The following is a 23,484-nucleotide window of genomic DNA, read 5'->3' as shown; positions in this document are numbered from 1 at the left end:
GTCGCGACCCCGTGCCGGAGAGGGCGAAAACGTGCGGCCGCGAGTCGGAGTTAATCAGGCGCAGCCGCACTGCTGTCCCCGCGGGAGCGGGATGATCCGTACGCTCGTCGCGTCGCCGATGAGCAGAGTGCCGTCGAGGGTGTGGACCGGTCGCCCCGGTCGCTCCGAGGACGGCGAGCCTCACCGTGCGCAGCTGTACTCGTCGGCCATCAGCGGGCCCACTCCTGCGGCCGTCGTCTTGCGCCACGGGCTTCCGGAGATCGCTCGAACGAACGCACACAGGGGCTTGATGACAAGGGCGTACGCCGGCCACGGTATCCCCAGCCGACGTGCCTGGTCCGGTGTCCAGTCGGCGCGATCGACGAGCCAGGCGAGGAACCGCGCCGTCTGGGTCGGAGTGTTCCCTCGGATCCATCCGCGCTGCTGGAAGTCGTCCCACTCCTGCTGGGTCATCAGACGGGTCACCTGCGGCAGGAGCTGCGCTTCCTCGTGGCACAGATGATCGAGCAACGGCGGTTCGAGCTCGTCCATCGCCGTGATGACGGCCGCACCGTCGCCCCAGCCCGTGACGAGACCGCGAGCTGCGCTCTCGAGCGCCGCGAGCGGTCGGTCGATGGCACCGTGCTCCGCCTCCATCTCACCGAGCGACTGGTGGAGCTGGGCGTCGCGCTCTGCGAGGAAGGGCCACAGCTCGACGTCCTCGCCCTCGTGGTGCCAACGAAGCTGCTCGATCATCCAGAGGAGGTGTCGGCCAAGCCTCGCCTTGCGGGCACGAGAGGCGCCCTCGCCGAGAACCAGGCGCGTGCGGCGCAGGTCGCGGCGGAGAGCGGAGTGGAACGCCAACATGGCAATCGGATCTGCTGGATCGGTCTTCATAGTCACGGCACCGTTCTACCTATCGATCCGCTGTATCAATAGTCGGCAACGGTACTATCATGAATCCCGATGGATGCCGCCAAGCTGTCCGCGTTCGTGGCCGTCGCCGAGCGACGGTCCTTCAGCTCGGCATCCGCGGACCTGGGCCTCTCCCAGTCGACGGTGAGCACCCGCATCCGCGAACTGGAGCGGGAGCTCGGTCAGATGCTCTTCGTGCGGACCAGCCGGCGGGTCACCCTCACGGCCGCAGGAACGGCCGCACTGCCCGTGGCACGCGCCGCGCTCGCCCACATGCGGTCACTGTCCCAGGTCGTCGACGAGGTCGCCGGCCTGCACCGCGGGACCGTACGGCTGGGCATCATCGCCGGCGCAACCCATCCTGACCTGCCCGGCCTACTCGCTCGCTTCAACAGGCACTACCCCGACGTAGAGCTGACCATCACGTCGGCGCCATCATCCGACCTCGAGCGCGCCCTCGAGCAACACGAACTCGACGTCGGCTATCTCGTCACCGCAGAGCCGTCGCCGCTATATCGGCAGTGGACATGCGACCCGCTCTGCGCGGTCGGCATGCCCGCACGCCGAGGCGGACAGATCCCGATCACCGCCCTCGCCGGCAAACGCTTGATCGTCCTCGACTCAGGCGCCTCCGCGCGCAGCAAGCTCGAACGGGTCGCGCGGAGCGCAGGGATCCGGCTGACGATCGGAGCCCAGGTGGCGGACCCGGCACTCGCCCTCGCCCTCAGCGCACACGATCTCGGTTACGCGGTCATGCCCCAAGCGGTGTCACCGCCCGGCAACCCGATCCTCGTCGACACCCAGGGGTCACCAATCACCGTCAGCACCGGTCTGGCGACCCAGTCCCAACACCAGTCGCCTGCCACAGAGCTGCTGCTCGACGCGCTGAGAGAGCTCGTGCCCGGCGAACCTCACTGAAGCCGCTCCACCACCATGCTGCCGACGACCGCTGGCGCTTCAATCGGCCGCATCCACGGCCCCGCGCACCATGGACTTGTCGATCACTTCGGGAGTGTCCGATGAACGGCTCTGTCGCACTTTCGGTGGTCGCTGTCGTCGAGCCTGGTCAGGGTTACAGGATGCGGTGACGGAGGGGGTCGAAGCCGGCTCGGCCGTACGTCTGTCGCTTGAACATCTTGGTCCGGGTGTTGACGCCTTCAGTCCGTCCGTTGTGGTACGAGTGCGTCAGCGCGGCGGCGACGGCGTCGTGGTCCTGTTCGAGGCCGCGGGTGAAGGAGTGCAGGTGGGGCAGATCGGCGGCGCGGGCTTGGTCGAGCCACGTGTTCAGCGCCTCGGCATTGGCCTCGTCGGGTACGAGCGGGCTGGCGAAGGAGCGTATGAGGTCGGCCAGAGCGGTCATCTCGGGGCAGGCCGCGACGAGCTGGTCCAGGCGCTCGGCCTGCCGGTCGGTCAGGTTGGCCGGCCGGGTCAGCAGTAGCCGGGCCGCGCGGCGCGGGGAGAGGTGGGGGTGATCGTCGAGGTGTCCCGATGGATGCCGCCAAGCTGGCCCTGTTGGCGTTCGGCGGGCCCGGGATGCTGCCTCAGCCTCGCGACGGCAAGCCGGAGGACCCGACATGCCGCGCCCGGAGCTCGACTTCATCGATCCGGCCCTCGGTCCGCTGCCGCTGGGCCTGGGCTGCGACCCGATGTGGGCGACGGTCAGGATTCGCAGGTGTCGGGCCTCATCACCGTTCTGCAAGGAGGCCCATCGAAACCCTACGCACGACGACGTTTGAGCAGTAGTCTCCCGTTCTATGTCATCCATCGAGGTCCCGGTGGGCGGAGCTCGAAGAACGGGAGTCGTCGCCGAGCGGGTGGTCATCACCGGAGAGCAGCGGCCGTTGGCACGCTCGGGGGTCGAGTGGCACCACTTCCCGGACAAGGCTTCCGCGGTGTTCGTGATCGATCCCGAGCTGCGGGGTCGCCACCTTGAGGCGGTGCACGAACAGATCGCCGCCGTGCAGCAGGCCCGACGGTCTGCGCTTCGGGTCCAGGACGGGTGGATCGGGTTCGCGTTCTTCGCGGTCGTGATCGGACTGAGCTTCGTCGGCCAGAGCCTCTTCGCGCCGATCACCGATGGGCAACGGTGGTATGGACCGATCATCGGGACCGCGCTGGCTGGGCTCGGCGTCGGGGCGTGGCGTCTCGGAAGCAGAGCTGGCGAGCGGGCGACGGCTGTCCTCGGGCCGTTCCGGGAAGCGACCCCAACCGTCCGGCGGATCGTGCTCGACGACGACGGCAACGATGTGGATACCCCGGACACCCCGTACGACGTCATTACCTTTCTCGACGCGGCATCGAGGGATACGTCGGCACACGCTCAGCGTGAGGCGCTGAACCTGCTTTGGAGCTACGCCGGACTGGCGTGGGCGATCGACCGTGAGGTGCGTGAGAGGACCGAACGAGGCGACGACGACGGCGATGTCGAAGCTGTCGATCCTGGTCGGATCGACGACATGTTCGAGCAGCTCAACGAGATCGAGCAGCGCTTGGATGCACGAGTGGCCGAGGTATTCGGCTGACTGGCGACTCCACCTAACGCGATACCGGTGCGGAGCAGCTCGTCGACGACGTCGGCAGGGCGCCGTTGTAGCGGGACTCGCCGTCGAAGTCACCGCCGTCCAGCAGGATCCTGAGCCGGTCGTAGAACGGGACGCGGTAAGTCTGAGGGAGCCGGTGCGAGGTCACACGTCGACAGCGGCTCTCCTGCGTCAGCCGTACACGAGATAGGTGCCGGCCTTGCCGGGCTCGACCAGCTCGAACCTGCGCGTCAGATCCGTGCGCTCGATGAGGTCGACCTGCTGGGTGAACTGCTCGTTGGTGACGAAGACGGTGCGCTCGAGCTTCCAGGCCTCGGCGAACCAGGTGCGCAGGGCGGAGAGGAGGCGGCCGTCCATCCCGGTCTCCATGCGTGACTGGCGCGCCCAGAAATAGACGACGGCCTGGACGTCCGCCCAGGCGTCGTCGCCGACCGGCGTCACCGTGGTCTTGGTGAGGAAGGTGGCTTCCGTTGGGAAGAGGTAGACGCAGCCGAGGCACTCGGTACCGAGCGGGTCCAGCACGGCGTACGTGTAGGCGCGGCCCGCCGCGTGGCGCTCTTCAAGGTCGACGAGGTCCGCGCGGTTCGCCTCGACGGTGAAGTCGTCTTCCGGCCAGGACGACTGCTCCCAGAGCCGGAGATTCTCGCGCGTCTCCATGACAGCGTCGTGATCCATCGCGGCATCTTCCGCGGTGATCGGGCGCAGGACGAACTCGCTGGTGCGTAGCTCGGCCGGCACAGGCTCGTGTAAGTTGATCGCCGACATAGGTGCCTCCTCGTGGGCGTGGCGTCACCGCACCCGATCTGCTCGACTCCAGCGCTCGGCGAGAGCATGAGCATCTGGACGACGCGAGCGTGCCATGCGGGACGGTGCCACATCACGTGATTTAGATGCCGAGGACGGCGGCCCCGACCAGTCGCGGTCAGGTCCGGTCGAGCTGGAACGCCTCACGATGTTCGTGCCAGTGCTTGTCGAGCCACTCGATCTGCTCGGTTCGGAGCCGCGTCGTGAGCGCCTGGTCGTGCAGGCTTGCGTACTGGGGGTATTCGATCAGGTCGAAGGCGACGTCGATCCGGAGCCCCGTGGGGTTTACCGAGAGCAGGCCGTCGTCGAAGAGCCGATGGATGTCCCTGCGTAGCATCAGCCCGCCGTGTTCGACGTGCTTCCCGAGCTGCGCGTAGCTGTACAGGTGTCCTGCTTCAAGAACGCGCGGGGGAGCGGCGCCGGTAAAGGCGCAGTTGCTCCCCTGGCTGGCGAGAATGTGCTCCCGGAACTTCCGTTGCCCTCGGCGGACACGAACGATCGAGTGCTCGAAGCCGTGGACGAGTTCGATGCGCGGTTCGGTCGTCGTCGGCCACGACAGATCTGGCACACGCGCGAGCATTCGGTTAAGGGCCCGGTCAGCGTTCTTGTTCGCCAAAGCCTGTTGAAAGGCCGGCCAGTCGAGCTCTCGGACGGAGTTGAAGCTGCCGCTCTTGAGGATCAAGGGCCGGATCTCGTCCTCGTCGAGGAGGCCGTCCAGCGCCGTCCACGCAGCGTCGTAGCGAGCCGCGTACATCGTCACGTCGACCTTCTCAAGGTGCGGCGCGTTGAACTCCGACCTGCAGCTGGTGTTCGAGCACCGGAAGTGTGGCTTGGCCTTCGACGGCGGATTCGGGCGGGTCTTTCCGCACGTGGGGCAGCGCTGCAAAGTCTTGGTGCCAGGAGCTTCCCTGACCTGCTCGATCACCGAGATCCCGAGGAGTCTTTCACCGTCCCACAGCGCGATCGGGTCGCCCACCTGCAGGCGCTTGTGGTTCTGGACCTTGCTGTCGTACAGATACTCGATGCCGAGCTGGTCGTCATAGAGCGACCCGCCGTCGGTGGTCATCAGCAACCAGGCGCGTCGAGGGCCAGGAGCGTCCATGCGCACAGCTTTGCACGAGTGGACTCGTCTGGACCGTCAGGCGAGTTCGGGGATCGGGGAATCACCCGGGACTGCTGCACCTGCTGGTGTGCGGTGCGTACGCCCTGGTCAGGGGTCACACACCGTCGTCGTGAGGTTCCGCTTCGCCGGCGCAGCCCCTCGAGCTCCGCCTGCTGGTCTGCCGCATTCTCCTGGACGGTAAGTGTCTATGTGTATCGTGCGCCTCCCATGGTCTGGAAGGCAGACGCGCGCCGGGTGCCGGCCGCGTGCGCAGGCCGCTATCGTGCGGGCGTGACTGTTGCCCGCCCGCTGCTGTTCCTCGACGTCGACGGGGCCCTGTTGCCGTTCGGTGGGCCCGGGATGCTGCCTCAGCCTCGCGACGGCAAGCCCGAGGACCCTGACACGCCGCGCCCGGAGCTCGACTTCATCGACCCGGACCTCGGTCCGCTACTGCTGGGCCTGGGCTGTGACCTGGCGTGGGCGACAGCGTGGATGGGTGACGCGAACGAGGTGATCGCACCGCGGGTCGGGCTTCCGGTGCTTCCGGTCGCGGACCTGCCGCCCTATGGCGAGCACGACCCGAACAGTCTGGGGTGGAAGACGCGCGCTCTGGTCCGGGTCGCGGCTGGCCGACCGTTCGTGTGGATCGACGACGTCATCACGGAGATGGACCGCCGGTTCGTCGAGGTGAAGCATCCTGGGCCTGCGCTGCTTTTCCAGGTCGAATCGTCTGTCGGGCTGACTGCTGGCGGCGTCGCCGAGATCGCGACATGGCTGCTGGGTCTGGAGTCATGACGGGTCGCGCTACGCCGCCGACCGGATCTAATGTTCCGACGGCTTCGCGGACCTCCGTGTTCCAGCACGCGGTCCGATTGCGCGACGAGAACCCGGACGTGCCGCTGCCGGGTGACGGCTATCTGCTCCCCGACGACGAGGCACACCGTAGGCGCAAGGTCGACCGTCCAAAGGATCCGCTGCTCCAGGGGGCCGCAGCCGCGGACCTCCTCAGTGAGTTCCTCAGTAACCCACACGACGATCTCGGCTGGGTCGAGAACGCGTTCCATGGTGTCGACGTTCCGATCCACCAGAATGACCACCTCCGATCGGTCGCCTTGCGTGCTGGCCCAGAACTGGTGCGACGTACCGGGCGGTGGCTCGTCGAGCACGCCCGTGATCGGTGTGCCGTGACGATCGGCCCGGGACTTCTCGCCTCGCGACCGTCAGTCGACGATGTCGAGGTCGTCAGGACGATCGGACTGCTCTCGGACCGGTTCGCGCCTCTCGCAGCAAAATTCCTGCGCCAGGTCCGAGACGGCGGCGAGAGCCTGCTCTGGCTCGCGGAGCGCTCGTCCGGGTGGGGCCGCGTGTACTACGTCGAGACGCTGTGCGAGTACTCCGGCGGGCATAGGGACTGGTTGCTGCGTCACGCCTGCGATGGTGAGTTCCTCAACGTGTACTTCGCGGGCAAGGTCGCGCTCGCGGCAAGCCTCCACGAAGCGATCATCCGACCCGTGGTCGACGACGAGTTGGTCGACCACACCGGCCGCCTGCTCAGCGCGATGGCTGGCGCCAGTGGCATGGGTCTGGATCTGTCGCGATACCCGCCGACGCCGATCGTGCTCGCCGAGTACGCGCGCCACCTTGCCTCTCAAGAGCCTGTAGGTGACCGGGTTCGTGTGGCGATCACGCTCTCCCACGATGTCCGGTCGCGCGAGCCAGCACGGCTCGGATGCTCTGCGCAGGAGAAGGCATCGGTGCTGAGCGCCTTGGATGAGACCCTCGCGCGTACTGCCTGGCTTGAAGTCGCTTCCGAAGAGCTGGTCCGGTCGACGTGGTGGGCGACGTGGGCACAGGCAAACGACGCGCTTCCACCGGCGTTGGCGGTCGCCAACAGGCTCAGCGCCGGCTCCGGTGACGCGAAGCCGGAACGTGAAGGTCGGTGATGACGCAAGACGCTGAAGAGGTCAATGGGTTCCAGCCGGTCGCCGCCTGTCGCGGCGAGCGCCGAAGTGCAGGAGTTGTCATCTCACCGTCGCGCAGACAGCGGCGTCACCGCGCCGGTGCTGTGTGTAAAGCAAATCTCTGGAGTTGTCGAGCATAGTGCAATATCCTCAGGTCACACCGTGTCAGGGGAGGCCTCTTGAGCAGTCGCGTGCTCCTGGGCGCACCATCGCCGGGCGCCTCGGAGTCGGGCTTTGATCCCTCGGGATACATCGACTTCGCGAACCTGACGATCGCCGTCGCCCTGGCGGCCATCACCGTGATCACCTTCGTTCTGGCGGTCGGAGCGGTGGTTGGGTTACGGACGCTCAATGAGGTGCGACGCGATCGTGACGCCCTACGGGCCGAGCTCGTGGAGGCGGCCCGGAGACGGTCGGAGCTGGATGATCGGTTGCGCGCGTTCGAGCAGGAGTCGGAGCGGATCGTCCTGGCAGCCCACCTCTACAACGAGGGGCAGTCGGCGTACACCGAGGCGGACTACGACCGAGCTGTCACCTACTACCAGCAAGCTCTGGAGATCCAGCCCGGCAACGGACGGATCCGGGTGCGGTTGGCTCGCTCATACATCAACAAGGGGCTCAACAGGCTCGCCGAGGCGATTCTCGAGGCAGCGGATCCGATTGACGCAGACTCGGCCGGCACCTGGCGTGCGCTCGCGACGGCCTACCGATACGAGGCGCCGGATCGCGCGATGGACCACATCAAGAAGGCGATCCGCGCGGACGAGTCGTCGTACGAGAACTGGGACTACCTCGGTCTGCTGTTACGTGACCAGGGCAGGTGGGACGAGTCGCTCCAGGCGCACCGGGCGGCGATGCTGCTGACGCCGATGGAACCGACGTCGTTGTTCTTCGCCGCGCTGATGGCGCTGAGGGTGGGTGAGCCCGCGGAGTCGAAGACGCTGCTCGTGGAGGCCGTGAAGTGCGTCCAGTTCAAGCGTCGGACCGGGCAGATGAAGAGGGCATGGGCCGACGTCATCGAGTGGGCTTACGAGTACTCGCGGGGCACGGCGTCATCACGGGCGAAGGCGCTGCGGATCGCCAAACAGATGGCACAGTACAGCGCGGCGAGGAATCGACAGGCCGTGCTCGGCCACATGGAGTTCTACCTGGTCGCAGGCGGAGAGAACCCAGCTGAGAACCTCTGCCTGCGAGCGTTCCGGCCGACTGATCCGGAGGAGAGCCCCGCGTGAGTGTGTTGCCCCGCGATGTCGTGATCGAGTTCGCAGGCATGCCCAAGAGCGGCAAGACGACGGTGCTGGACGTGGTGTCGCACCGGATTCGGCGTGCGGGCTGGGCGGTGGCTGACTTCCATGGCGGCGGACGCTATGCGCCGATCGACAAGAGCGACCTGGCGAGCCTCAATCTGTATCTGGTCGGCAGCGCGTTGCAGTACCTCGCCGCAGTCGGTGCCGACGAGCGGCCGCCGCGTTTCCACCTTCTGGACCGTGGCCTGAACGACCGGATCATTTTCTCCCGCGCGCTCAACGCCGTCGGCCTCGTCACCGATTCCCATCTCGCGGCTGTCGAGGCCATCTCGGGTGAGCCGGACGTGCGACGTCGCGTCCATGTGTGCTTCGTCTTCATCACGACACCGGAGATAAGCCTGCAGCGCGAGGCAGCCAACCGACTCACCGCCGCGGAGGGGCGCATCATGAACACCACCAAGCTCGAGGCGCTCCGCGACGCCGCTCGTACGTTCGTAGAGGAGCCGCCGACGGACGGCCCGCTGACCATCGAGCTCGACACGGCGCTCCTGGACGGGCGAATCCAGGACACGGCCCGTTCCGTGATGACCACGATCACCAGCCTGCTGGCTCCCGAGGTCGCCTCCACGCTGGAGGCCGCCGCATGAGGACGAAGCTGGCACACGCAGCCTTGTTCGGCGACGAGGTGTTCCGCAAGATGCTCGGCACTGTCGCCATGACTAAAGGCGTCTACGACCTGACCCACGCCGGCCACGTCCGATCGCTCCAGGCCGCACGCAGTCTTGGCGACAGCCTCGTGGTCGGCCTCGCCACAGACGGTTCGGTGAGACGTGCGAAAGGCGCTGGCCGTCCGGTGCTGTCCTTCGAGGAGCGCGTGGAGGTCCTCAGTGCCTTCGAGTGCGTGGACTACGTCGTCGCCTACGACGTCGGAGCCGTGGCCGAGGTGGTGCAAACCGTGCGGCCGAACTACCTCTGCGCGAGTCACTTCACCTTCCTCAGCGCTGCCGAGCGCGCCGACCTCGAGTCACTGGGTACGGAGCTGCGCACCATGAAACGACCACCTCTCCGGTCGACGTCGGATCTCATCGCCTCGATCCTCGATCACGGGAAGGCCCGATCGTGACTGAACCGCTGAAGATCGGCGTGAGCTTTGCCGTCGAAGGACCTGCGGCCGACGACTGCTCCCTCATCAACGCTGCGGTCGGTCAGCGGTACGGGTCGCGCGTCCGTTACGGCGAGAGGGGCAACAGCAGGCCCCACGTCACCATCGCGCTCGGGACCATCGACGTCGACGACCTCGACGCGGTCATCGCGATCCTCGCCGAGGCCGTGCCACGCCTGGAGCCGTTCGTCCTGCGGTTCGGCGCACCTCAGCGCGAGACGGTCACGGGCCAGTACGTGCTTGCCGACGTCAGCGCACCCGCGGCCGTGCTGTCCTGGCGTGCCAGCGTGAGCGCGGCGATCGCCACGCTCATGAGCAGCCTCAGTCGGACCACCGGAAAACCGCACCTCACCCTGGCTGTCGTCGAGGACCATTTCGACGACATCGACCGGCTTCTGGCTCGGTCTACCGCCAGAGTCCGGGACTGCGCCGTCCGATCCATCGACGTCGCGCACGCCGGGCCGAAGGGCATCAAGGGCGATCTCATCCAGCGGTTCACGCTCAATGACGCCTGACCTCCTGCCGGCCAAGGGCGAGATGCTTTCCGGGACGTGTGTGACGCCATGAGACTCATCGCGCACGGCTCCCTGCTCCTTCTGGACGGCGACATGCCCGGGCCCCGCATCATCGAGCACAGCGGCCGGACCATGTACCGGTTCATGGACTATCTCTATGCACCCGTCCCGCCGGCCGAGATGGACCCACACCTCGTGCGGGAAGTGTGCGAGCTCCGGCTCAGCGAACGGACACGTGTACTGGACCGGCACATCCACGCCAGAGTCCAGGCAGCGATGATCGACGTGGTCCGCGATTGCGGCCTGGCCCCGGGCAACGTCCTGGACTTTGGCACCGGCACCGGTGAGGCTGCCGAGACACTGCGGACCGAGCTCACACCGCGCGTCGCCGGGTGTGACATGAGCTGGACGTCGCTGGCCGCGCTGCGACCCCGGAACGCCGTCGCGGTCGCGCCGCAAGGCCCGCTGCCATTTGCCTCAGGCATGTTCGACCTCGTGCACGCGCTGTTCGTCATGCACTTCAAGGTCCCTGCCCCGATGCTCAGCGAACTGCACCGCTGCACTGCATCAGGCGGGGGGCACCTTGTCGCCAACTGCTACGGCGACAGCATCGAGCCGTACCGCGAGCGGATGCGCGCCGCGAGCTGGGGGCTTGCCATGTCTGTACCAGTAACGGGGGTCGCCGGGCACGTGATCGACCTGTGGGAACGGGATCGCCGTGTCGAACGGCAGCCTTTCCGGGTCGATCAGATTGCTGACACGAGGTCGGCCCGGGATGGCGACTCTGCGCAGGGACGTCGAATGGGCCGCTCCGAGCTGCGCAGTCCATCGCAACATGGTAGGGACTTGCGCGAAGCCCGTCAGAAGGGCGAAGGCGCATTGATTGCCCCGCCCAAATCCCCCTGTGAGTCGATTCCTTCGACTAATCGATTCCGAACAGCCGGCGGACCGCCGAGACATCTTCGAGCGTGATCTTGGGACGCAGGTCGCCCGGACGGGCGCCCCATTGTTCTCGGGTCATCCGGTAGCTGTTCTCGATGACGGAGCTTCCTTCTCGGGCCGCGGCCCGCGATCCGTTTGCCGTGTATCCGAGGCGGCGGGAGACGGCGTTCGAGGCGGGGTTGTCGTCGTAGGCCTCGCTGATCATCTCCGCGGCATCGAGGCCTTCGAAGGCCAGGTGCAGCGCCATGAGTCGCATCCGGGTGCCGATGCCGTGGCCGTGGTGTCGAAGCCCGAGCCATGACCCGGTGAGCCCCGAGCGGGCGACCTGGAAGTTCTTCGCAGAGATCTGTTGCTCCCCGAGGACCACACCCTCTTGGAAGACGGCAAGCGACAGTGCCCAGTCGTCGGCTGCGGTCCTGGACCGGTTCTTCCACTGGTGGGCGAGGACGTTCTGCTTGACCTCTTCGTCGGTGCCTCGGGTCCACGGCCAGGAGAACGGGGCGGCCTCGGGGTTGTGCACGCCGTTGGCGGCGAGACCGGCGAGCGCGAGCAGCTCGACGTCATCGGCCAGGCGCAGCTCGAGGCCGTCCCAACGGACTCGCAGTCCGAACGTCGGCATGACGGCGCTCAGGGCGGACCGAGCGGGGCTCGTCATCGTCGGGACTGCCGGTTACCGAGGACGGCGGCCTCGACGAGTCGTGGCCCGGTGTACTCCTCTGGGATGGCGTCCATGATGACTTCGTCGGCGGGTTGGCCGAACCAGGAGCCCGTGCGGCGTCGGGTGCCGACGGTGCCGAACCCGGCCTTCTCGTAGGCGCGGATGGCGGCGGTGTTGTTGGCGAGGACCTCGAGGTAGACGCAGCGCAGCGCGGTGACGTGGAAGGCCCAGTCCAGGATCATCGTGGTGGCGATAGTGCCGGTGCCATGCCCGCGGTGGTCGGGCTCTCCGATGTAGATGAAGAACTCGCCGGTACGGTAGCGGTCGTCGGTGAGCAGGGACGTCATCCCGACCGGTGCCCAGGTGTCGTCGTGGTGGCGGTAGATGGTGAAGCGGGTCTGGTCGGCGCTGCCTTCGAGCTGGGCTTCGAGACCGGCGGTGCGTTCGGTGAGGGATTCCGGGGTCTGGCGGGCGTAGCCGGCCATGACGGGCAGGGAGTTCTCCCAGCGCCAGTACGTCTCGGCGAGGTCGACCCGAAGAGGGCCAAGGCCGACGCCGTCGTGGGTCAGCCACAGGTCGGGGGCGGTCGTCTCGATGGTGGGCTCCAGGAAGTCGGTTGATTCGTGCTCGGCCTCGCCGCGTTCAGCTGGACAGGAGTCGAGCCCAAGCATCCGCGTTGGGCTCCGCGCGCGTGATGTGCCTTCCACGCAAGAAGTGATCGGCAGCCGTGGCCTGCCGGTCCAGGTCGAAGTCCTGCTCCGGGAACCGTTCGGAGAACCAACCTCCAACCTCGGTCCAGGAGTACAGGGCCCATGGCTCAGGGGAGACGGGGGATGGGAACCCTCCAGGGCCACGCTTCCCGGTCGCCAGCAGGCGCACAGACTCCCGGGTGCGACCCGTGCGCGTGGCGATCTCCTTGATCGAGATCAGGTCGTCGGTCTGCAGTCCCACGACGAGCACACCGAACGCCTCGATCTGCTGCACGGTCGAGGTGACTGCTGTCGCGAAGTCGGCTGCATCGACGGCGACGTGCGCCAGCGAGACCGGTCCGCCGCCCTCCAGGCCCGTAACGGACGGCACGTTGCCCGCGATGGCCTCGGTCTGGGCGTCGTCCGGATCGCGATCCAGAACGAGAGAGAACTCGAATTCGGTCATCACACGTGCTTCCTGTGCTGTTCGACGAACTTGCGGATCAATCGCGCGCCATTCTCGGGGTTGCGGCCGGTGGAGAAGATCTTGACGTGTGCTCCGCACGAGCACTCGATATGGCCCCAGGTGTGGCCGCTCAGATCGCGCACGGTGAAGCCGGCGCGTCGTGCCTCGTCGACTGCTTTACGAACTTCTTTGTGCATAGCGATCATCCCCGGCCTGTTGGCAGTGTGCAACATGCTGACGGTGTGGCTCCTCTGATCGAGAGGTGCCTGTCAGACACGGGTCAGTGGGAGCTCGAACTCGGCCGGTCCCGATTCAGACCCGGCTGCGGTTGTGCGCCAGTGGGCGCGTCGTCGTCCCTCGTCGCCACGCGGGTAGGTGAGCCCGGCCTCGCGAGCAGCGCGCTCGACGTCGCGCATGGTGGAGGCTCTGCCGGCAGGCACCGGTGCTTGCCAAACCCACCGGCCCGACCGGAGCGTGTGGACCTCACACCCGGCGAGGTCGGGACTGGAACTGTGCCAGACCCGGACCACGAGAGGGCCCGGCGCACGTTCGACGGCGGTGTGGACGGCTGCGGCGAGCTGTGCTCCCAGCGGTGACAAGCCAGGCCGGCGCGCCGGGGCCGGGACCAGCGACAGGAGGATCGGGACTGCGCCGTTTTCCGCGATGGTCCCGGTGGTCTCATCGGCGACCTCGCGCACGGTGTCGGGTGCGTGCCCCATGGCGACGCCACGCGCCGCCCATCCGAGCATGGCGATGTCGTTCATTCCATCGCCGACTGCAACGGTGTGCTCGGATACAACTCCGAGTAGGCACCGGATCTGTTCCAGCGCAGTCGCTTTGCTTGTTCCGGGCGCCGTGACATCGAGCCAGTCGTGGCCCGCTGGTGTCACGGTTGCACCGAGGTGACTTAGCGCATCCGCGTGGTCCGCGACCTGGTTGCCGTGGAGCGCAACCCGCGAAGCCTTTCCCGCCAGGAGCTCTTCGAGCGGCGTGAGTTTCTGCGGTCCGTTGAGCAGTCCAGGTCCGAACTCGCAGTTCACGCGCCAGCCCCAGCCAACGTCCTCAACTGCGACGTCCACGCCGGGCGACAGCCGGTTCGCCTGCCGGGCTACCGCTCCCACGCTGAAGGTGCGGGCCTCCACCACCTTGTATCCCGACGATGCCCCTCGGTCTAGACGTACCGTCAGGGCTCCGTTGGAACAGACTGCCCAACCCTCGGTCAGGCCTAATCTCCGGGCGGCAGCGAGCAGCCCGACAAGCGACCTTCCGGTTGCCAGTACGACGTGATGTCCACTGGCGCGCACCAGCTCCAACGCCTGCACCGTCTCAGACGGCACCTTGCCGTCCCGGCCGATCAGCGTGCCGTCGATGTCGAGCGCAATCAGATGCGTTGCCGTTCCTGCCGGTGGCTTTTTCATTGTCGGACCTCCCCAGGTGCGCTTGCTCTGGGAATGATCCTGAGGCCGTTATCGGGTCGGTACTAGCCACTTTCCCGTTGCCGCACAAGGTCGTCTCGAATGCCTTCGAGAAATGGCTTCAATGCCTCGCCAGACAGGGCGTGCTCGGCGAACCCATCGAACTTGGCGACGTAGAGAGCGACGTCTCGGGGGTCGGTCACCACGACCTTCGCATGCACGGTCTCCACGCTCACGGAGCGGTCGTCGCGGACGACGAAGGCGTGGTTAGGGATGTCCCGCTGGGCGCCAGCCAGCGGCACGACCCGCAGGTCGATATTTGGTAGCCGAGTCAGGGAGATCAGCCGGTCCAGTTGCCCGGCCATGACCGGCGTCGGCACGATCAACCACCGCAGGACCGGTTCGGTGATGACGAAGCGCAGCGTCTTGTCCTCGTCGTAGAGGACCTCCTGGCGCTCGAGCCGTGCGCTCATGGTGCGTCGCACCGTCTCTTCGGTGAGGTCGTCGTGCCGAGACAGGATCGCCCGCATGTACTCCGGCGTCTGCAGCAGGCCCGGCACGAGCGCGGGCTGGAACACCCGCAGCAGATCCATGTCGGCCTCGACGGCCTGTAGCTGCTTCTGCGCCTTGTGCAGACCAGCACGCTGGATTAGGCGCCAAGCCGTTGCCTCGGTGGCCACCGCGCGAGCGGCCTCCATGTACTCCGCCTTGACCTCGTCGGAGACGCCGATGGAGGTCAGGATCCGGTCGACGTCGTCCGCGCTGGGGGAGAGCTTGCCCGTCTCGATCTTGCTCAGCTTGCTCGCGGACATGACAGAGCTACGGGCCACGGTCTTGGCCTCCATACCGGAGGCCTGCCGTAGAGCCCGCAGCGCTGCGCCCAACTCGGAACGGTTCATTCGCCGTATATCGCCCACCAGTCTGCGAACGGCACCGCGTGCGCCAAGGCTGTCTCACGGTAGGCGACGTACTCCGGGCCGTAGTCATCTGGCAGAACATCGGCCCCGATGAACTTGCCGTCGCTGTAGTTGAACCGGGCCGGCGTGGTCGAATCGAAGAGCCAGAAGTCCCCGACATGTTCAGGTAGCGGTGTGGGCTGCTCGGTCACGTCGAGGATGAAGAACTCCTCGCCCGCCGTGGCATTGGTGGCATAGCCCCAGCCGAGCTCGAAGCGCAGGTAGGGCGTCAGCGGCCGCCGAAGAACATGGACGCGGTACATGCGTCGTCCCGAGTCAGTGTGGGTCCGTACCTCGTCGAGCCAGTCCAGGTTGTATTCCGCGGGCTTGTCCTGGCCGTCGAGGAACAACTGGTAGGCGTCGACGTTGCCGGATCGGCTGTAGTCGTCGAGAGTCTCCAGCCGGAAGGCTTCGCGCTGAAACTGGTCGAACAGGTCTCCCAGGGTCTTAGGCGCCAAGCCGGTCACCGAATGCCTTCCGGATCAGGTCCAAGGGAATCTCAACCAGGGTTTCGTGCGCGGGGATCGTCAGACCGTGACCGGTCGGCGTCTCACCCTGGACCAGGATCGTGCCTCGGTCGGTCTCGTAGATCGTCGGGCAGTCGTTCTTATCGCACGCGCTCGCGAGCGTTGTCACCTTCATGGCGGTTCCCCCTTGGCTGGCCTGCTGTCGCGTTCGATTCTTCGGTGTGTGTGTGCGGCTGGGCAAGGGGATCGAGTTTCTACAACGGGAAAGCGGCGCTTTGGGTCGGAAGTCTCACGAGTCCAGCGGGACCGCTTGATTTGCTACGCGGGAGTCTCGCGAGGTGCTGCCGTTCCCCGTCGTCAGGCACGAGGCAGGCGGCCAGGGACCTGCTTCCACCGGTCGATTCGGCCACAGGCGCGCCACCGATCGGTTCCGACTGGCATGACGAGGCCCGCATCGACGAACGTGTCGAGGTACGACATCAGAGCCTTGAGGGCGTAGTCGTCATCGTGTGTCCAGGTGATCGACGCGGTTCGGAGCGCGGTCCAGCAGTCGTCGAATGCAAAGTCGCGCCCCAGCCTGTTGTAGATCAGAGCTTCGTACAGCACGGTGTGCCAGTGGACCGGGATGGCTTCGATCGCCCAGTCGTCATCGCTCGAGTCCCTCAGCAGGCGAGGGGAATTGCCCCACACCCGGTGAACCAAGCGGCGTGCTCTCGACGCGAGCCAAGCGGCACGCCGCCGATGTTCCTCTTCTTCCAGTGCTTCCTCGATCGCGCGTTCGTCAGCAGCTTCTTCTGCGGCAGCACGAGCGGCTCCCTTTATGGCGGCGTCAATTCTCCGCATCGTCGGTGTCACCAGCCCTTTGTGGGGGTCCAGAACGCAGGCATCGAGCTCGTCGACGCGCAACCACGCAGTGGAATCCCACTTGAGCCGCGTTGTAAACCGCCGGTCACCAGCCAGCGTGCCGATCTGGCGAGTGACTGGGTTGATGACAAGCACATGCCGATCCGCCGCTGCGAGCGTTCGCCCAAGTGCCGGCACGCGGACCGCAGATGCAAACTTCGGATCCAGCTGCACGCGCGTGTGACCCACAAGCCAGGTGACTGTGACCCCTTCGCGGTCGAGGTCGGTCTGCTTCGCAGCCCAGAGTTCGGCGGGGAAGTGTTTGTACTCGACCTCCATAGCGAGTCGTTGACCCGTTGGCCAGGTCACCAGCACGTCGGGACGGCGGTTGAGCTCGAGCTCGATGTTCTTGATGCTCTGTTCTTCGACGACGATGGCGCCACCGCTCGCCTCCCGAGCCGCCCATTGAGCGAGCATGGCCTTGGACGCGAGGTGGTTGACTCCTTCCGGACCGCCCGGGTGTTCGACAGCAGTGACGTGGAAGAAGTGGTCGCGCTTCGATCCGCCGCGCGTCGAGATCAGCTCTTCGCACTCCGGGACGAGACAGGTCCACTCTGCGCGGGCCGTCTTGCGGACTTCCGCTGCAGCGCCTGGAGCGACGAATACCGGCTCACCGGTGATCCGATGACGAGCCCAGACCTGTCGGGACTCGCGGTCGAGAAAGGCGGCAACCGCCTCGTGCCCCTGCTCCACGCCGCGACCGTACATGGCAGCTGCTCCGGACGATAGGACGTCGTGTGATAGGTCATGCGGACTGTCCGTCGATGACGAACTCCGGTCCACCCGCACACCCGCGGCGGACAGGCGATCGTCGGGCAACTCCGTCAACGCGAGGGCCGGTGCAGGTAGGGAGGTTCGACGGTGCTTATGTCGATGCCTCCTCAGCTTGCTGTACGGCTGCAGCCACACTGGGCGGCGGAGGCGCGGTGCGAACCGCGCGGCCAACGCTGTGGACGTCCGACAACGAGCCCACGCCCAGACGACCGCAGAGAGTACCTACTTGGACAGGTAGCTGGCGTCGACCAGGGCAGTTAGTGCATGTGCCGTTCTCAAACCACCGGACCCGACTCCTTAGCACCCTCCGCGGGAACCGGGCTGATGGTGTCGCGCGCGGTGCTTACGAACCGTTGGATCGTTGCGCGGGTCAAGTTTCGCGCAGCATCGATCTTCTCGCGGCCGTTGATCTCGACAAACTCGTCCATTGAGTAGTACGCCACCCGCGCGGCGCGGACGACTTCCGGGCGGTCGCAGAGTAACTCGACGAGGTAGAGGGCTTGCTGCGCCGAATCACGGCTGCGCCGGGACTCTCGCAGGAGGTCCTCGTAGGCGGGGTCACGCGGAGCCTGAACCTTCGCGAACGCCCGATCTAGCATCCCCCGGCGGTAGGTCGCGAGCGAGCCAGCCAGTGCAGCGTAAGCGGCAATTCGCTCCTGGTGAAGGCGTTCGCTGCGAGCCCAGTCGTTGGCGGCCGCGGCGCTACGGCGTGAGAAGAGGTGCGCCGCCACTTGGCCCAGAAGCACACCGACGATGGCCAGCACGGCGCCAAGTGTCACATCCATGTGCAGAGCGTTTCGTGCCTGCACGGGAACGGCAAGCGGCTCGCCGTCGTGGTGAAGCGGGTTCACCCCATCCCTGGGCGCGGTTGCTCTGGGGAGGAGCCTGCGGGCGTCCTCGAGTCGGTACTAGCTGTTTCCCTGTGCAGCACAAAATCGTCTCGAATTCCTTCGAGAGATGACTTCACGGCATCGCCAGACGGGCCCGTCCGGAGACGTGAGACGTCCCGTCGTCCGCTCACTGGTCGTTCGGCGACCGCTAGTCCTGACCCCTGACACAGACGGCCACAGCCATCCGGCCGGAGGCACTCGAGGGGCGAGACGGCGCGAGCCATGCGTGCTGCAAGGTCGACATCGAACGCACGCGCCTCGCGCATGCAGAACTAGCGGGGCTTGGGAGAGCGAGTTCAGGAGCGCACGTGGATGACAGCGTGGGCGCCGTCGGTGCGCCATCCAGGCGTGTTGGACTCCAGGTGCGCCAGCCGATCCGGGTCCACGCCGACGGCGACGTCGGACTTGAGGGTCCGTAGCGCGGCTAGCGGGGCAGGGAAGTAGGACGTGAGGTCCTCGAACGAGGTGGTGGGCTCCCAGTGAGCATCGCCGACCAAGCGTCGGTAGTTCAGGTCGCCCTTGATGATCACGACGGTCGCCTCGGCCAACTCGGTGGCAAGGTCGTCCGGCAACTCGTGGAAGGTCAGCGGACTGCACCAGAACGAATGGGCGTGCACCTGGAGTCGCCCATCGCTGATTGCGGCCGTGAGACGGAGGGCGACTCCGCTGGCGGTGTCGCCTGCCTCTTCCAAGCGCCGTAGTGCCTGGAGCAGGTCGGCGGTCGTGGCATCGGAAACGTAGTAGGGGCAGGGCTTGAGGTGCAAAGCCACCATCGCGGCGCGTTCGGTCGCCAGTAGACGGTCGATCAGGACGAGGTCGGCGACCAGCTCCCGGCCGGCGTTGTCCGCGATCAGGTGCACCCTGCCCGGAGCGCCTGCGTCCAGAAGGTGCCACAGCTCTGCCGAGTCGTCTGCGACGAGGTCGTCGACCTGGTCCTTGCCCTGTGCGCCCGGGTCGGACATCCGGAAGCCGAGGTCGGCACGGTTGCCCCACAGGGAGGCAGCCAGAGCCGCGGACGGGCTGGCTTGGTCCGGGGCCGTAACGAGACGGTCAAGGTCTCTCAGATCGCGGGCGAGATCGGGGGTGTTGAGTTCCGCGTTCTTCTGCGGTGCGAACGGGTCGATCCTGGCCCACGGTCCCGAGCCGAAGTAGCCGGTGGCCTCCAGCAGGAGACGGTAGAAGTAGGACTCGGCCCACAGGAACGGAACGTCGACCCACGCGCGGCCCAGGTACGGGGCCGCCCATTCCTGCCATGTCGCCAGGCCGTGAGAGCCGGCCGGAAGCGGCGGAATGGTGTCGCGGATCGTCACCAGCAACTGGTCGAGCGACTTCTGGATCGCCGGTGGGTAGGGCACGAGCCGGCGAACGGTCGAGATCAGGTCTGGGTGCCTTCGCGTCAGCACACCCCGGGCGAAGGAGCCGGGCACGTTTGACACGATCGGCGCCGCGGCCGGGAGGGAATTCTGGTCGTGGTTGATGGTCACTCGTTGGCTCCTCGTTCATCGTCATCCAACTTGAACGACGGCGTTCCTATCCTCGCTGGACACAAGAGTCGAACGAAACTGCCCAGCGTCGAACGAATACTGAAACCGCCACGGGAGTGGTCACCTCGACGTGCGCCCAGGGAGCGCAGCCACAGATTTCGCGGGTATCCAGTCCGCGGCTCGTTCGGTACCTGTGCCCGCCCATCCCCTCGGGGATGGGCGGGCTCTTGGCATGCAAAAGACCCGGGGTCCACACCCGCGACCTTCGCGCGACCAGGCAGCAGCGACACAAGCGGCGAGCAGCGACGGCGACGCACAGGCGGCGCGACGACGCACGGCACACGGCTGACACGGCGCAGTGGCTGCGCGGATATGGCGGGCAGGCGAGACCAGCGGACAGCGGGTCCCGCGGACCGCCCGACGAAGGCCACACACCTAATGCACAACGCTGTGAGCGGTCCCGAGTCAACTCTGAGTTGACCCGCTCCAGCCCTGCCGGGAGGGGTGGGGGACGTGATGACGGTCCACGTGCTCAGCGCCGGTGGCGGGTACACGTATCTCACCCAGCAGGTCGCCTCGGGTGACGTCCCGCGTGAGCGGGGCATTTCGTTGACGGACTACTACATGCAGCACGGCAACCCGCCCGGCCAGTGGGTCGGTTCGGGGTTGGAGCAACTCGGGGTGTCCGGGCAGGTGGCCGAGAAGCAGATGCAGTCCCTGTACGGCAAGGGCCGCCACCCGGACGCGGACCGTCTGGAGGTCGAGGCCCTGGCCCGCGGTATGTCGAAACGCGACGCGGAGCGAGAAGGTGCGCTGGGGCGAGCGTTCCCCGAGTTCAAAGCCCGCCCCGACGACGGGTACAAGCAGGCCCTTGAGACCGCGTTCGCAGCATTCGCGGCGGAGCATGATCGTCCACCGGAGGCGGGGATCGAGCGGGACCTGATCCGGTGGACCGTCGCGCGCACCCTGGCACAGCAGGCGAAGAACGACAAGGGCGCCGGCACGGTGGACACCGACGTCGCGCAGTGGTTGGCCGAGCGCGGGCAGCAACCGCGTAAGGCGGTGGCGGGGTACGACCTCGTCTTCACGCCCTCCAAGAGCATCTCGGTCCTGTGGGGTCTGGGGGACCCGGCCACACGGGAGGCGATCACCCAGGCGCACACCGAGGCGTGGAAGGAGACGCTGGCGTGGATCGAGGCCGAGGGCGCGCTGACCCGGGCCGGTGCCGGTGGTGTGCGGCAGATCGATACCCATGGCCTGACGGCGGTGGCGTTCGATCACCTTGACTCCCGTACCGGGGACCCGAACCTGCACACCCACGTCGCGGTCTCCACCAAGGTCCGCGGCGTGGACGGCGGGTGGCGGGCCCTGGACGGACGCGTCCTGCTCGGCCTCAAGGTTGCGGCGTCGGAGCGGTACAACACCCGAATCGAGCAGCTCCTGGTCGAGCGTCTCGGGGTCGCGTTCCACACCGAGACCCGAGGTAGGGGCAAGCAGGGTGTGCGAGAGATCGTCGGGATCCCGAAGGTGCTGCGTGACGCGTTCTCGAGGCGGCGGGCGGCGATCAAGGAGTCGTACGAGACGCTGCGTGCGCAGTATCGGGCGAAGTACGGGCACGAGCCGGGTACGAAGGCGGCGTACGGGTTGGCGCAGCAGGCCAACCTCGATACCCGCCAGGCCAAGGGCGCTCCGTTCGGGCTACGTGACCGGCTGCCGCAGTGGGCCGGTGTCGCCGCCAGCGTCCTAGGCGGCCGGGCGGCGGTGGCCCGGATGCTCGCCACCGCGCTGCACCCGCAGTCCGGGACCGGGCGGGTTGTGGTCGACGAGGCGAAAGACCTGTGGCCTGCTGTCGCTCGAGACCTCGCCGGGCGCGGGATCACCCGGTGGGCGCTCCAGGACGTCACCGACGCCATGGAGAGCATCGCCACCCGGTGGCCGCGCGCGCAGGTCTTCCGGCAGCTGCGGTGGCGCACACCCACCGACCGTCAGGCCATGCTTTCAGGACTGGCGGAGCAAGTGCTGGCCGACGGCGACCTGGTCGACGCCTGCCTGCGGAACGTGGCGGACAAGCGCGCGACGTGGACGACCTACCACCTACAGGCCGAAGCCACCCGCCTCGCCAGAGAACACGCCCCCACGGGAACCGACCTGCTCGCGCTGGCCGCGACGATCGCCGGACATGCAGTTGCCGGCAGCCTCCAGATCACGCCGCCGGACCTGAACGAGCCGCCCGATGTGATGCGCCGCAAGGACGGCGAGTCGGTGTACTTCGTGCACGGCTCTACCCGGTACACCTCCCTGGCGGTACTGGAAGCCGAGGACCAGCTCCTTGCCGCTGCCCGCACCGCCGGTGGGTTGATCATCGAGTCGACCGAGGTGGACCGTGCCATCGAGCGGGTGAGGGCCGAGACTGGTCGGGTCCTGAATCCGGGGCAGCGGGAGCTGGTCGCGCACTTCGCGGCCAGCACCGTCCTGGCGGCGGGGATTGGGCCGGCCGGGACCGGGAAGACCACCGCGATGCGGGCCCTGGCCGCCGCCGTCCAGGACGCGGGCGGCAAGCTCATTGCGCTCGCGCCGTCGGCCGCCGCCGCGGAAGTCCTCGGCGCCGACCTCGGCGACCCGGGAATCACCGCGGAGACCCTGGACATGTTCCTCCTGGCGAACCAGGGCGCCGGTGGGGAACGTCTTCGGCAACGTCTCACGGTCGACGAAGGCACCGTTGTGCTGGTCGACGAGGCCAGCTTGGCCGGCACCCTCGCCCTCGCGCAGGCCCTAGCCATCACCCGACAAGCCGGGGGTAGTGTCCGGCTGCTCGGGGACCCCGCCCAACTCGGCGCCGTCGCGGCCGGTGGGGCGCTCCGCCTGATCGCGGAGCAGGCGGGCGCGGCCGAGCTGACGCAGATCCACCGGTTCACCACCACCGGGGAGGCCGAGGCCTCCCTCCAGCTCCGCGACGGTGACCACCGTGGCCTGGACTTCTACGTCACCCGGCATCGCACCCAGGGCGGGTCGGTCGCGCAGATGGCGGAGGAGATGTTCGCGAACTGGCAGACCGACTCCGACCACGGCCGCAAGACGATCATGATCGCCGCGACGAACGATCTGGTCACCGACCTATCTGCCCGTGCTCGCCTGCACCGCGTCGCCCGCGGCGAAGTCGAGGAAGACGGCGTGACTCTGCGCGATGACAACCGCGCGGGCATCGGCGACGTCATCGTTACCCGGCTGAACAACCGCCACCTGCACGCCAAGCATGACGACGGTGACGTCGACTGGGGTCGGGACTGGGTGAAGAACGGCGACCTGTGGAGCGTCATCGCCCGAGGCCGCGACGGTGCCCTGCAGGCCCGACACCTGGACACCGCGGCGACCGTGCTGCTCCCGGCCGGCTACGTCGCCGCGCATATCGAGCTCGGATACGCCGCCACGATCCACCGGGTGCAGGGCATGACCGTGGACACCAGCCACGCGATGGTCGGCGTCGGCATGACTCGCAACGAGCTCTACACCGCCATCACCCGTGGCCGGGATTCCAACCGCGTGTACGTGGAAACCGACGACGTCCTCGACCTCGACCCGCACCGGCAACCAGACCGTTAGCGCGCGGTACTGAAC

24 protein-coding genes and 1 pseudogene are annotated in these 23,484 nt (G+C 67.1%); 10 read left to right on the top strand and 15 right to left on the bottom strand.

The features are described 5' to 3' along the window. Nucleotides 1–180: 180 nt before the first annotated feature. On the bottom strand, nucleotides 181–876 hold the full coding sequence (locus tag ACFS27_RS05240; protein WP_377183605.1) for a hemerythrin domain-containing protein: 696 nt from the start codon (nucleotides 874–876) through the stop codon (nucleotides 181–183). A 69-nt stretch (nucleotides 877–945) separates the two neighbouring features. Between ACFS27_RS05240 and ACFS27_RS05235 the strand changes: the two genes are divergently transcribed. After that, complete coding sequence (locus ACFS27_RS05235; protein ID WP_377180789.1) at nucleotides 946–1,812, top strand: LysR family transcriptional regulator; 867 nt, start codon at nucleotides 946–948, stop codon at nucleotides 1,810–1,812. Nucleotides 1,813–1,966: 154 nt separating this feature from the next. Here the strand turns inward: ACFS27_RS05235 and ACFS27_RS05230 are convergent. Further along, nucleotides 1,967–2,368, bottom strand: a pseudogene (locus ACFS27_RS05230) (ISL3 family transposase); the annotation flags it as partial. A gap of 418 nt (nucleotides 2,369–2,786) precedes the next feature. On the opposite strand from ACFS27_RS05230, the gene ACFS27_RS05225 reads away from it, so the two are divergent. Then, nucleotides 2,787–3,416: a hypothetical protein gene (locus ACFS27_RS05225; protein ID WP_377180788.1), complete on the top strand. Its 630-nt coding sequence runs from the start codon at nucleotides 2,787–2,789 to the stop codon at nucleotides 3,414–3,416. Nucleotides 3,417–3,605: 189 nt separating this feature from the next. On the opposite strand, the gene ACFS27_RS05220 is transcribed toward ACFS27_RS05225, so the two are convergent. Continuing rightward, nucleotides 3,606–4,199: a GNAT family N-acetyltransferase gene (locus tag ACFS27_RS05220; protein ID WP_377180787.1), complete on the bottom strand. Its 594-nt coding sequence runs from the start codon at nucleotides 4,197–4,199 to the stop codon at nucleotides 3,606–3,608. 157 nt (nucleotides 4,200–4,356) lie between these two features. Beyond that, nucleotides 4,357–5,304: an HNH endonuclease gene (locus ACFS27_RS05215; RefSeq protein ID WP_377180786.1), complete on the bottom strand. Its 948-nt coding sequence runs from the start codon at nucleotides 5,302–5,304 to the stop codon at nucleotides 4,357–4,359. A 327-nt stretch (nucleotides 5,305–5,631) separates the two neighbouring features. Here ACFS27_RS05215 and ACFS27_RS05210 point away from each other — a divergent pair, with 327 nt between their 5' ends. The 7 genes from ACFS27_RS05210 (at nucleotide 5,632) to ACFS27_RS05180 (ending at nucleotide 11,197) form a co-directional block, all read left to right on the top strand. Further along, complete coding sequence (locus tag ACFS27_RS05210) at nucleotides 5,632–6,135, top strand: hypothetical protein (RefSeq protein ID WP_377180785.1); 504 nt, start codon at nucleotides 5,632–5,634, stop codon at nucleotides 6,133–6,135. A 56-nt stretch (nucleotides 6,136–6,191) separates the two neighbouring features. Next, nucleotides 6,192–7,283: a hypothetical protein gene (locus ACFS27_RS05205; protein WP_377180784.1), complete on the top strand. Its 1,092-nt coding sequence runs from the start codon at nucleotides 6,192–6,194 to the stop codon at nucleotides 7,281–7,283. Nucleotides 7,284–7,480: 197 nt separating this feature from the next. Beyond that, a complete protein-coding gene (locus ACFS27_RS05200) occupies nucleotides 7,481–8,533 on the top strand; it encodes a tetratricopeptide repeat protein (RefSeq protein WP_377180783.1) in 1,053 nt (350 codons plus the stop codon). Nucleotides 8,534–8,571: 38 nt separating this feature from the next. After that, nucleotides 8,572–9,195 carry a hypothetical protein gene (locus ACFS27_RS05195; protein WP_377180782.1) on the top strand — a complete coding sequence of 208 codons (624 nt, stop codon included), beginning with the start codon at nucleotides 8,572–8,574 and terminating at the stop codon, nucleotides 9,193–9,195. Then, nucleotides 9,192–9,671 carry an adenylyltransferase/cytidyltransferase family protein gene (locus ACFS27_RS05190; RefSeq protein WP_377180781.1) on the top strand — a complete coding sequence of 160 codons (480 nt, stop codon included), beginning with the start codon at nucleotides 9,192–9,194 and terminating at the stop codon, nucleotides 9,669–9,671. The genes ACFS27_RS05195 and ACFS27_RS05190 overlap by 4 nt, the downstream gene beginning before the upstream one ends. Beyond that, the gene (locus tag ACFS27_RS05185; protein WP_377180780.1) at nucleotides 9,668–10,225 is read left to right on the top strand and encodes a 2'-5' RNA ligase family protein; all 558 of its coding nucleotides are present in this window, start codon (nucleotides 9,668–9,670) and stop codon (nucleotides 10,223–10,225) included. Before ACFS27_RS05190 ends, ACFS27_RS05185 begins: the two co-directional genes overlap by 4 nt. 48 nt (nucleotides 10,226–10,273) lie before the next feature. Then, on the top strand, nucleotides 10,274–11,197 hold the full coding sequence (locus tag ACFS27_RS05180) for a class I SAM-dependent methyltransferase (RefSeq protein ID WP_377180779.1): 924 nt from the start codon (nucleotides 10,274–10,276) through the stop codon (nucleotides 11,195–11,197). On the opposite strand, the gene ACFS27_RS05175 is transcribed toward ACFS27_RS05180, so the two are convergent. The 11 genes from ACFS27_RS05175 to ACFS27_RS05125 all read right to left on the bottom strand — a co-directional run bounded on the left by ACFS27_RS05175 (nucleotide 11,148) and on the right by ACFS27_RS05125 (nucleotide 19,869). Further along, nucleotides 11,148–11,822, bottom strand: a complete 675-nt coding sequence (locus tag ACFS27_RS05175; protein ID WP_377180778.1) for a GNAT family N-acetyltransferase — start codon at nucleotides 11,820–11,822, stop codon at nucleotides 11,148–11,150. The two genes, ACFS27_RS05180 and ACFS27_RS05175, sit on opposite strands and share 50 nt — an antisense overlap. Next, nucleotides 11,819–12,496, bottom strand: coding sequence for a GNAT family N-acetyltransferase (locus ACFS27_RS05170; RefSeq protein WP_377180777.1), 678 nt, complete (start codon nucleotides 12,494–12,496; stop codon nucleotides 11,819–11,821). The genes ACFS27_RS05175 and ACFS27_RS05170 overlap by 4 nt, the downstream gene beginning before the upstream one ends. Continuing rightward, the gene (locus ACFS27_RS05165) at nucleotides 12,468–12,980 is read right to left on the bottom strand and encodes a hypothetical protein (RefSeq protein WP_377180776.1); all 513 of its coding nucleotides are present in this window, start codon (nucleotides 12,978–12,980) and stop codon (nucleotides 12,468–12,470) included. The genes ACFS27_RS05170 and ACFS27_RS05165 overlap by 29 nt, the downstream gene beginning before the upstream one ends. Beyond that, nucleotides 12,980–13,213 (bottom strand): hypothetical protein, encoded by a 234-nt coding sequence (locus ACFS27_RS05160; protein WP_377180775.1) that lies wholly within the window; start codon nucleotides 13,211–13,213, stop codon nucleotides 12,980–12,982. The genes ACFS27_RS05165 and ACFS27_RS05160 overlap by 1 nt, the downstream gene beginning before the upstream one ends. 36 nt (nucleotides 13,214–13,249) lie before the next feature. Further along, a complete protein-coding gene (locus tag ACFS27_RS05155; RefSeq protein ID WP_377180774.1) occupies nucleotides 13,250–14,398 on the bottom strand; it encodes an HAD family hydrolase in 1,149 nt (382 codons plus the stop codon). A gap of 62 nt (nucleotides 14,399–14,460) precedes the next feature. Further along, nucleotides 14,461–15,294 carry a helix-turn-helix domain-containing protein gene (locus ACFS27_RS05150; protein ID WP_377180773.1) on the bottom strand — a complete coding sequence of 278 codons (834 nt, stop codon included), beginning with the start codon at nucleotides 15,292–15,294 and terminating at the stop codon, nucleotides 14,461–14,463. Continuing rightward, nucleotides 15,291–15,818, bottom strand: coding sequence for a DUF6879 family protein (locus ACFS27_RS05145; RefSeq protein WP_377180772.1), 528 nt, complete (start codon nucleotides 15,816–15,818; stop codon nucleotides 15,291–15,293). Before ACFS27_RS05145 ends, ACFS27_RS05150 begins: the two co-directional genes overlap by 4 nt. Further along, nucleotides 15,799–15,993: a hypothetical protein gene (locus ACFS27_RS05140; RefSeq protein ID WP_377180771.1), complete on the bottom strand. Its 195-nt coding sequence runs from the start codon at nucleotides 15,991–15,993 to the stop codon at nucleotides 15,799–15,801. Before ACFS27_RS05140 ends, ACFS27_RS05145 begins: the two co-directional genes overlap by 20 nt. A gap of 182 nt (nucleotides 15,994–16,175) precedes the next feature. Then, a complete protein-coding gene (locus ACFS27_RS05135) occupies nucleotides 16,176–17,414 on the bottom strand; it encodes a competence protein CoiA family protein (RefSeq protein ID WP_377180770.1) in 1,239 nt (412 codons plus the stop codon). Nucleotides 17,415–17,770: 356 nt separating this feature from the next. Beyond that, entirely contained in the window at nucleotides 17,771–18,280 is a 510-nt protein-coding gene (locus tag ACFS27_RS05130) for a hypothetical protein (protein ID WP_377180768.1), read from the bottom strand. A 401-nt stretch (nucleotides 18,281–18,681) separates the two neighbouring features. Next, entirely contained in the window at nucleotides 18,682–19,869 is a 1,188-nt protein-coding gene (locus tag ACFS27_RS05125) for a damage-control phosphatase ARMT1 family protein (protein ID WP_377180767.1), read from the bottom strand. 516 nt (nucleotides 19,870–20,385) lie between these two features. Here ACFS27_RS05125 and mobF point away from each other — a divergent pair. Beyond that, on the top strand, nucleotides 20,386–23,469 hold the full coding sequence (gene mobF / locus ACFS27_RS05120; RefSeq protein WP_377183603.1) for a MobF family relaxase: 3,084 nt from the start codon (nucleotides 20,386–20,388) through the stop codon (nucleotides 23,467–23,469). Nucleotides 23,470–23,484: the final 15 nt, after the last annotated feature.

Origin of the sequence: Promicromonospora vindobonensis (genome assembly GCF_042685865.1) — a bacterium.
GTDB lineage: Bacteria > Actinomycetota > Actinomycetes > Actinomycetales > Cellulomonadaceae > Promicromonospora > Promicromonospora vindobonensis.
This window is presented reverse-complemented; position numbering and strand designations above follow the sequence as displayed.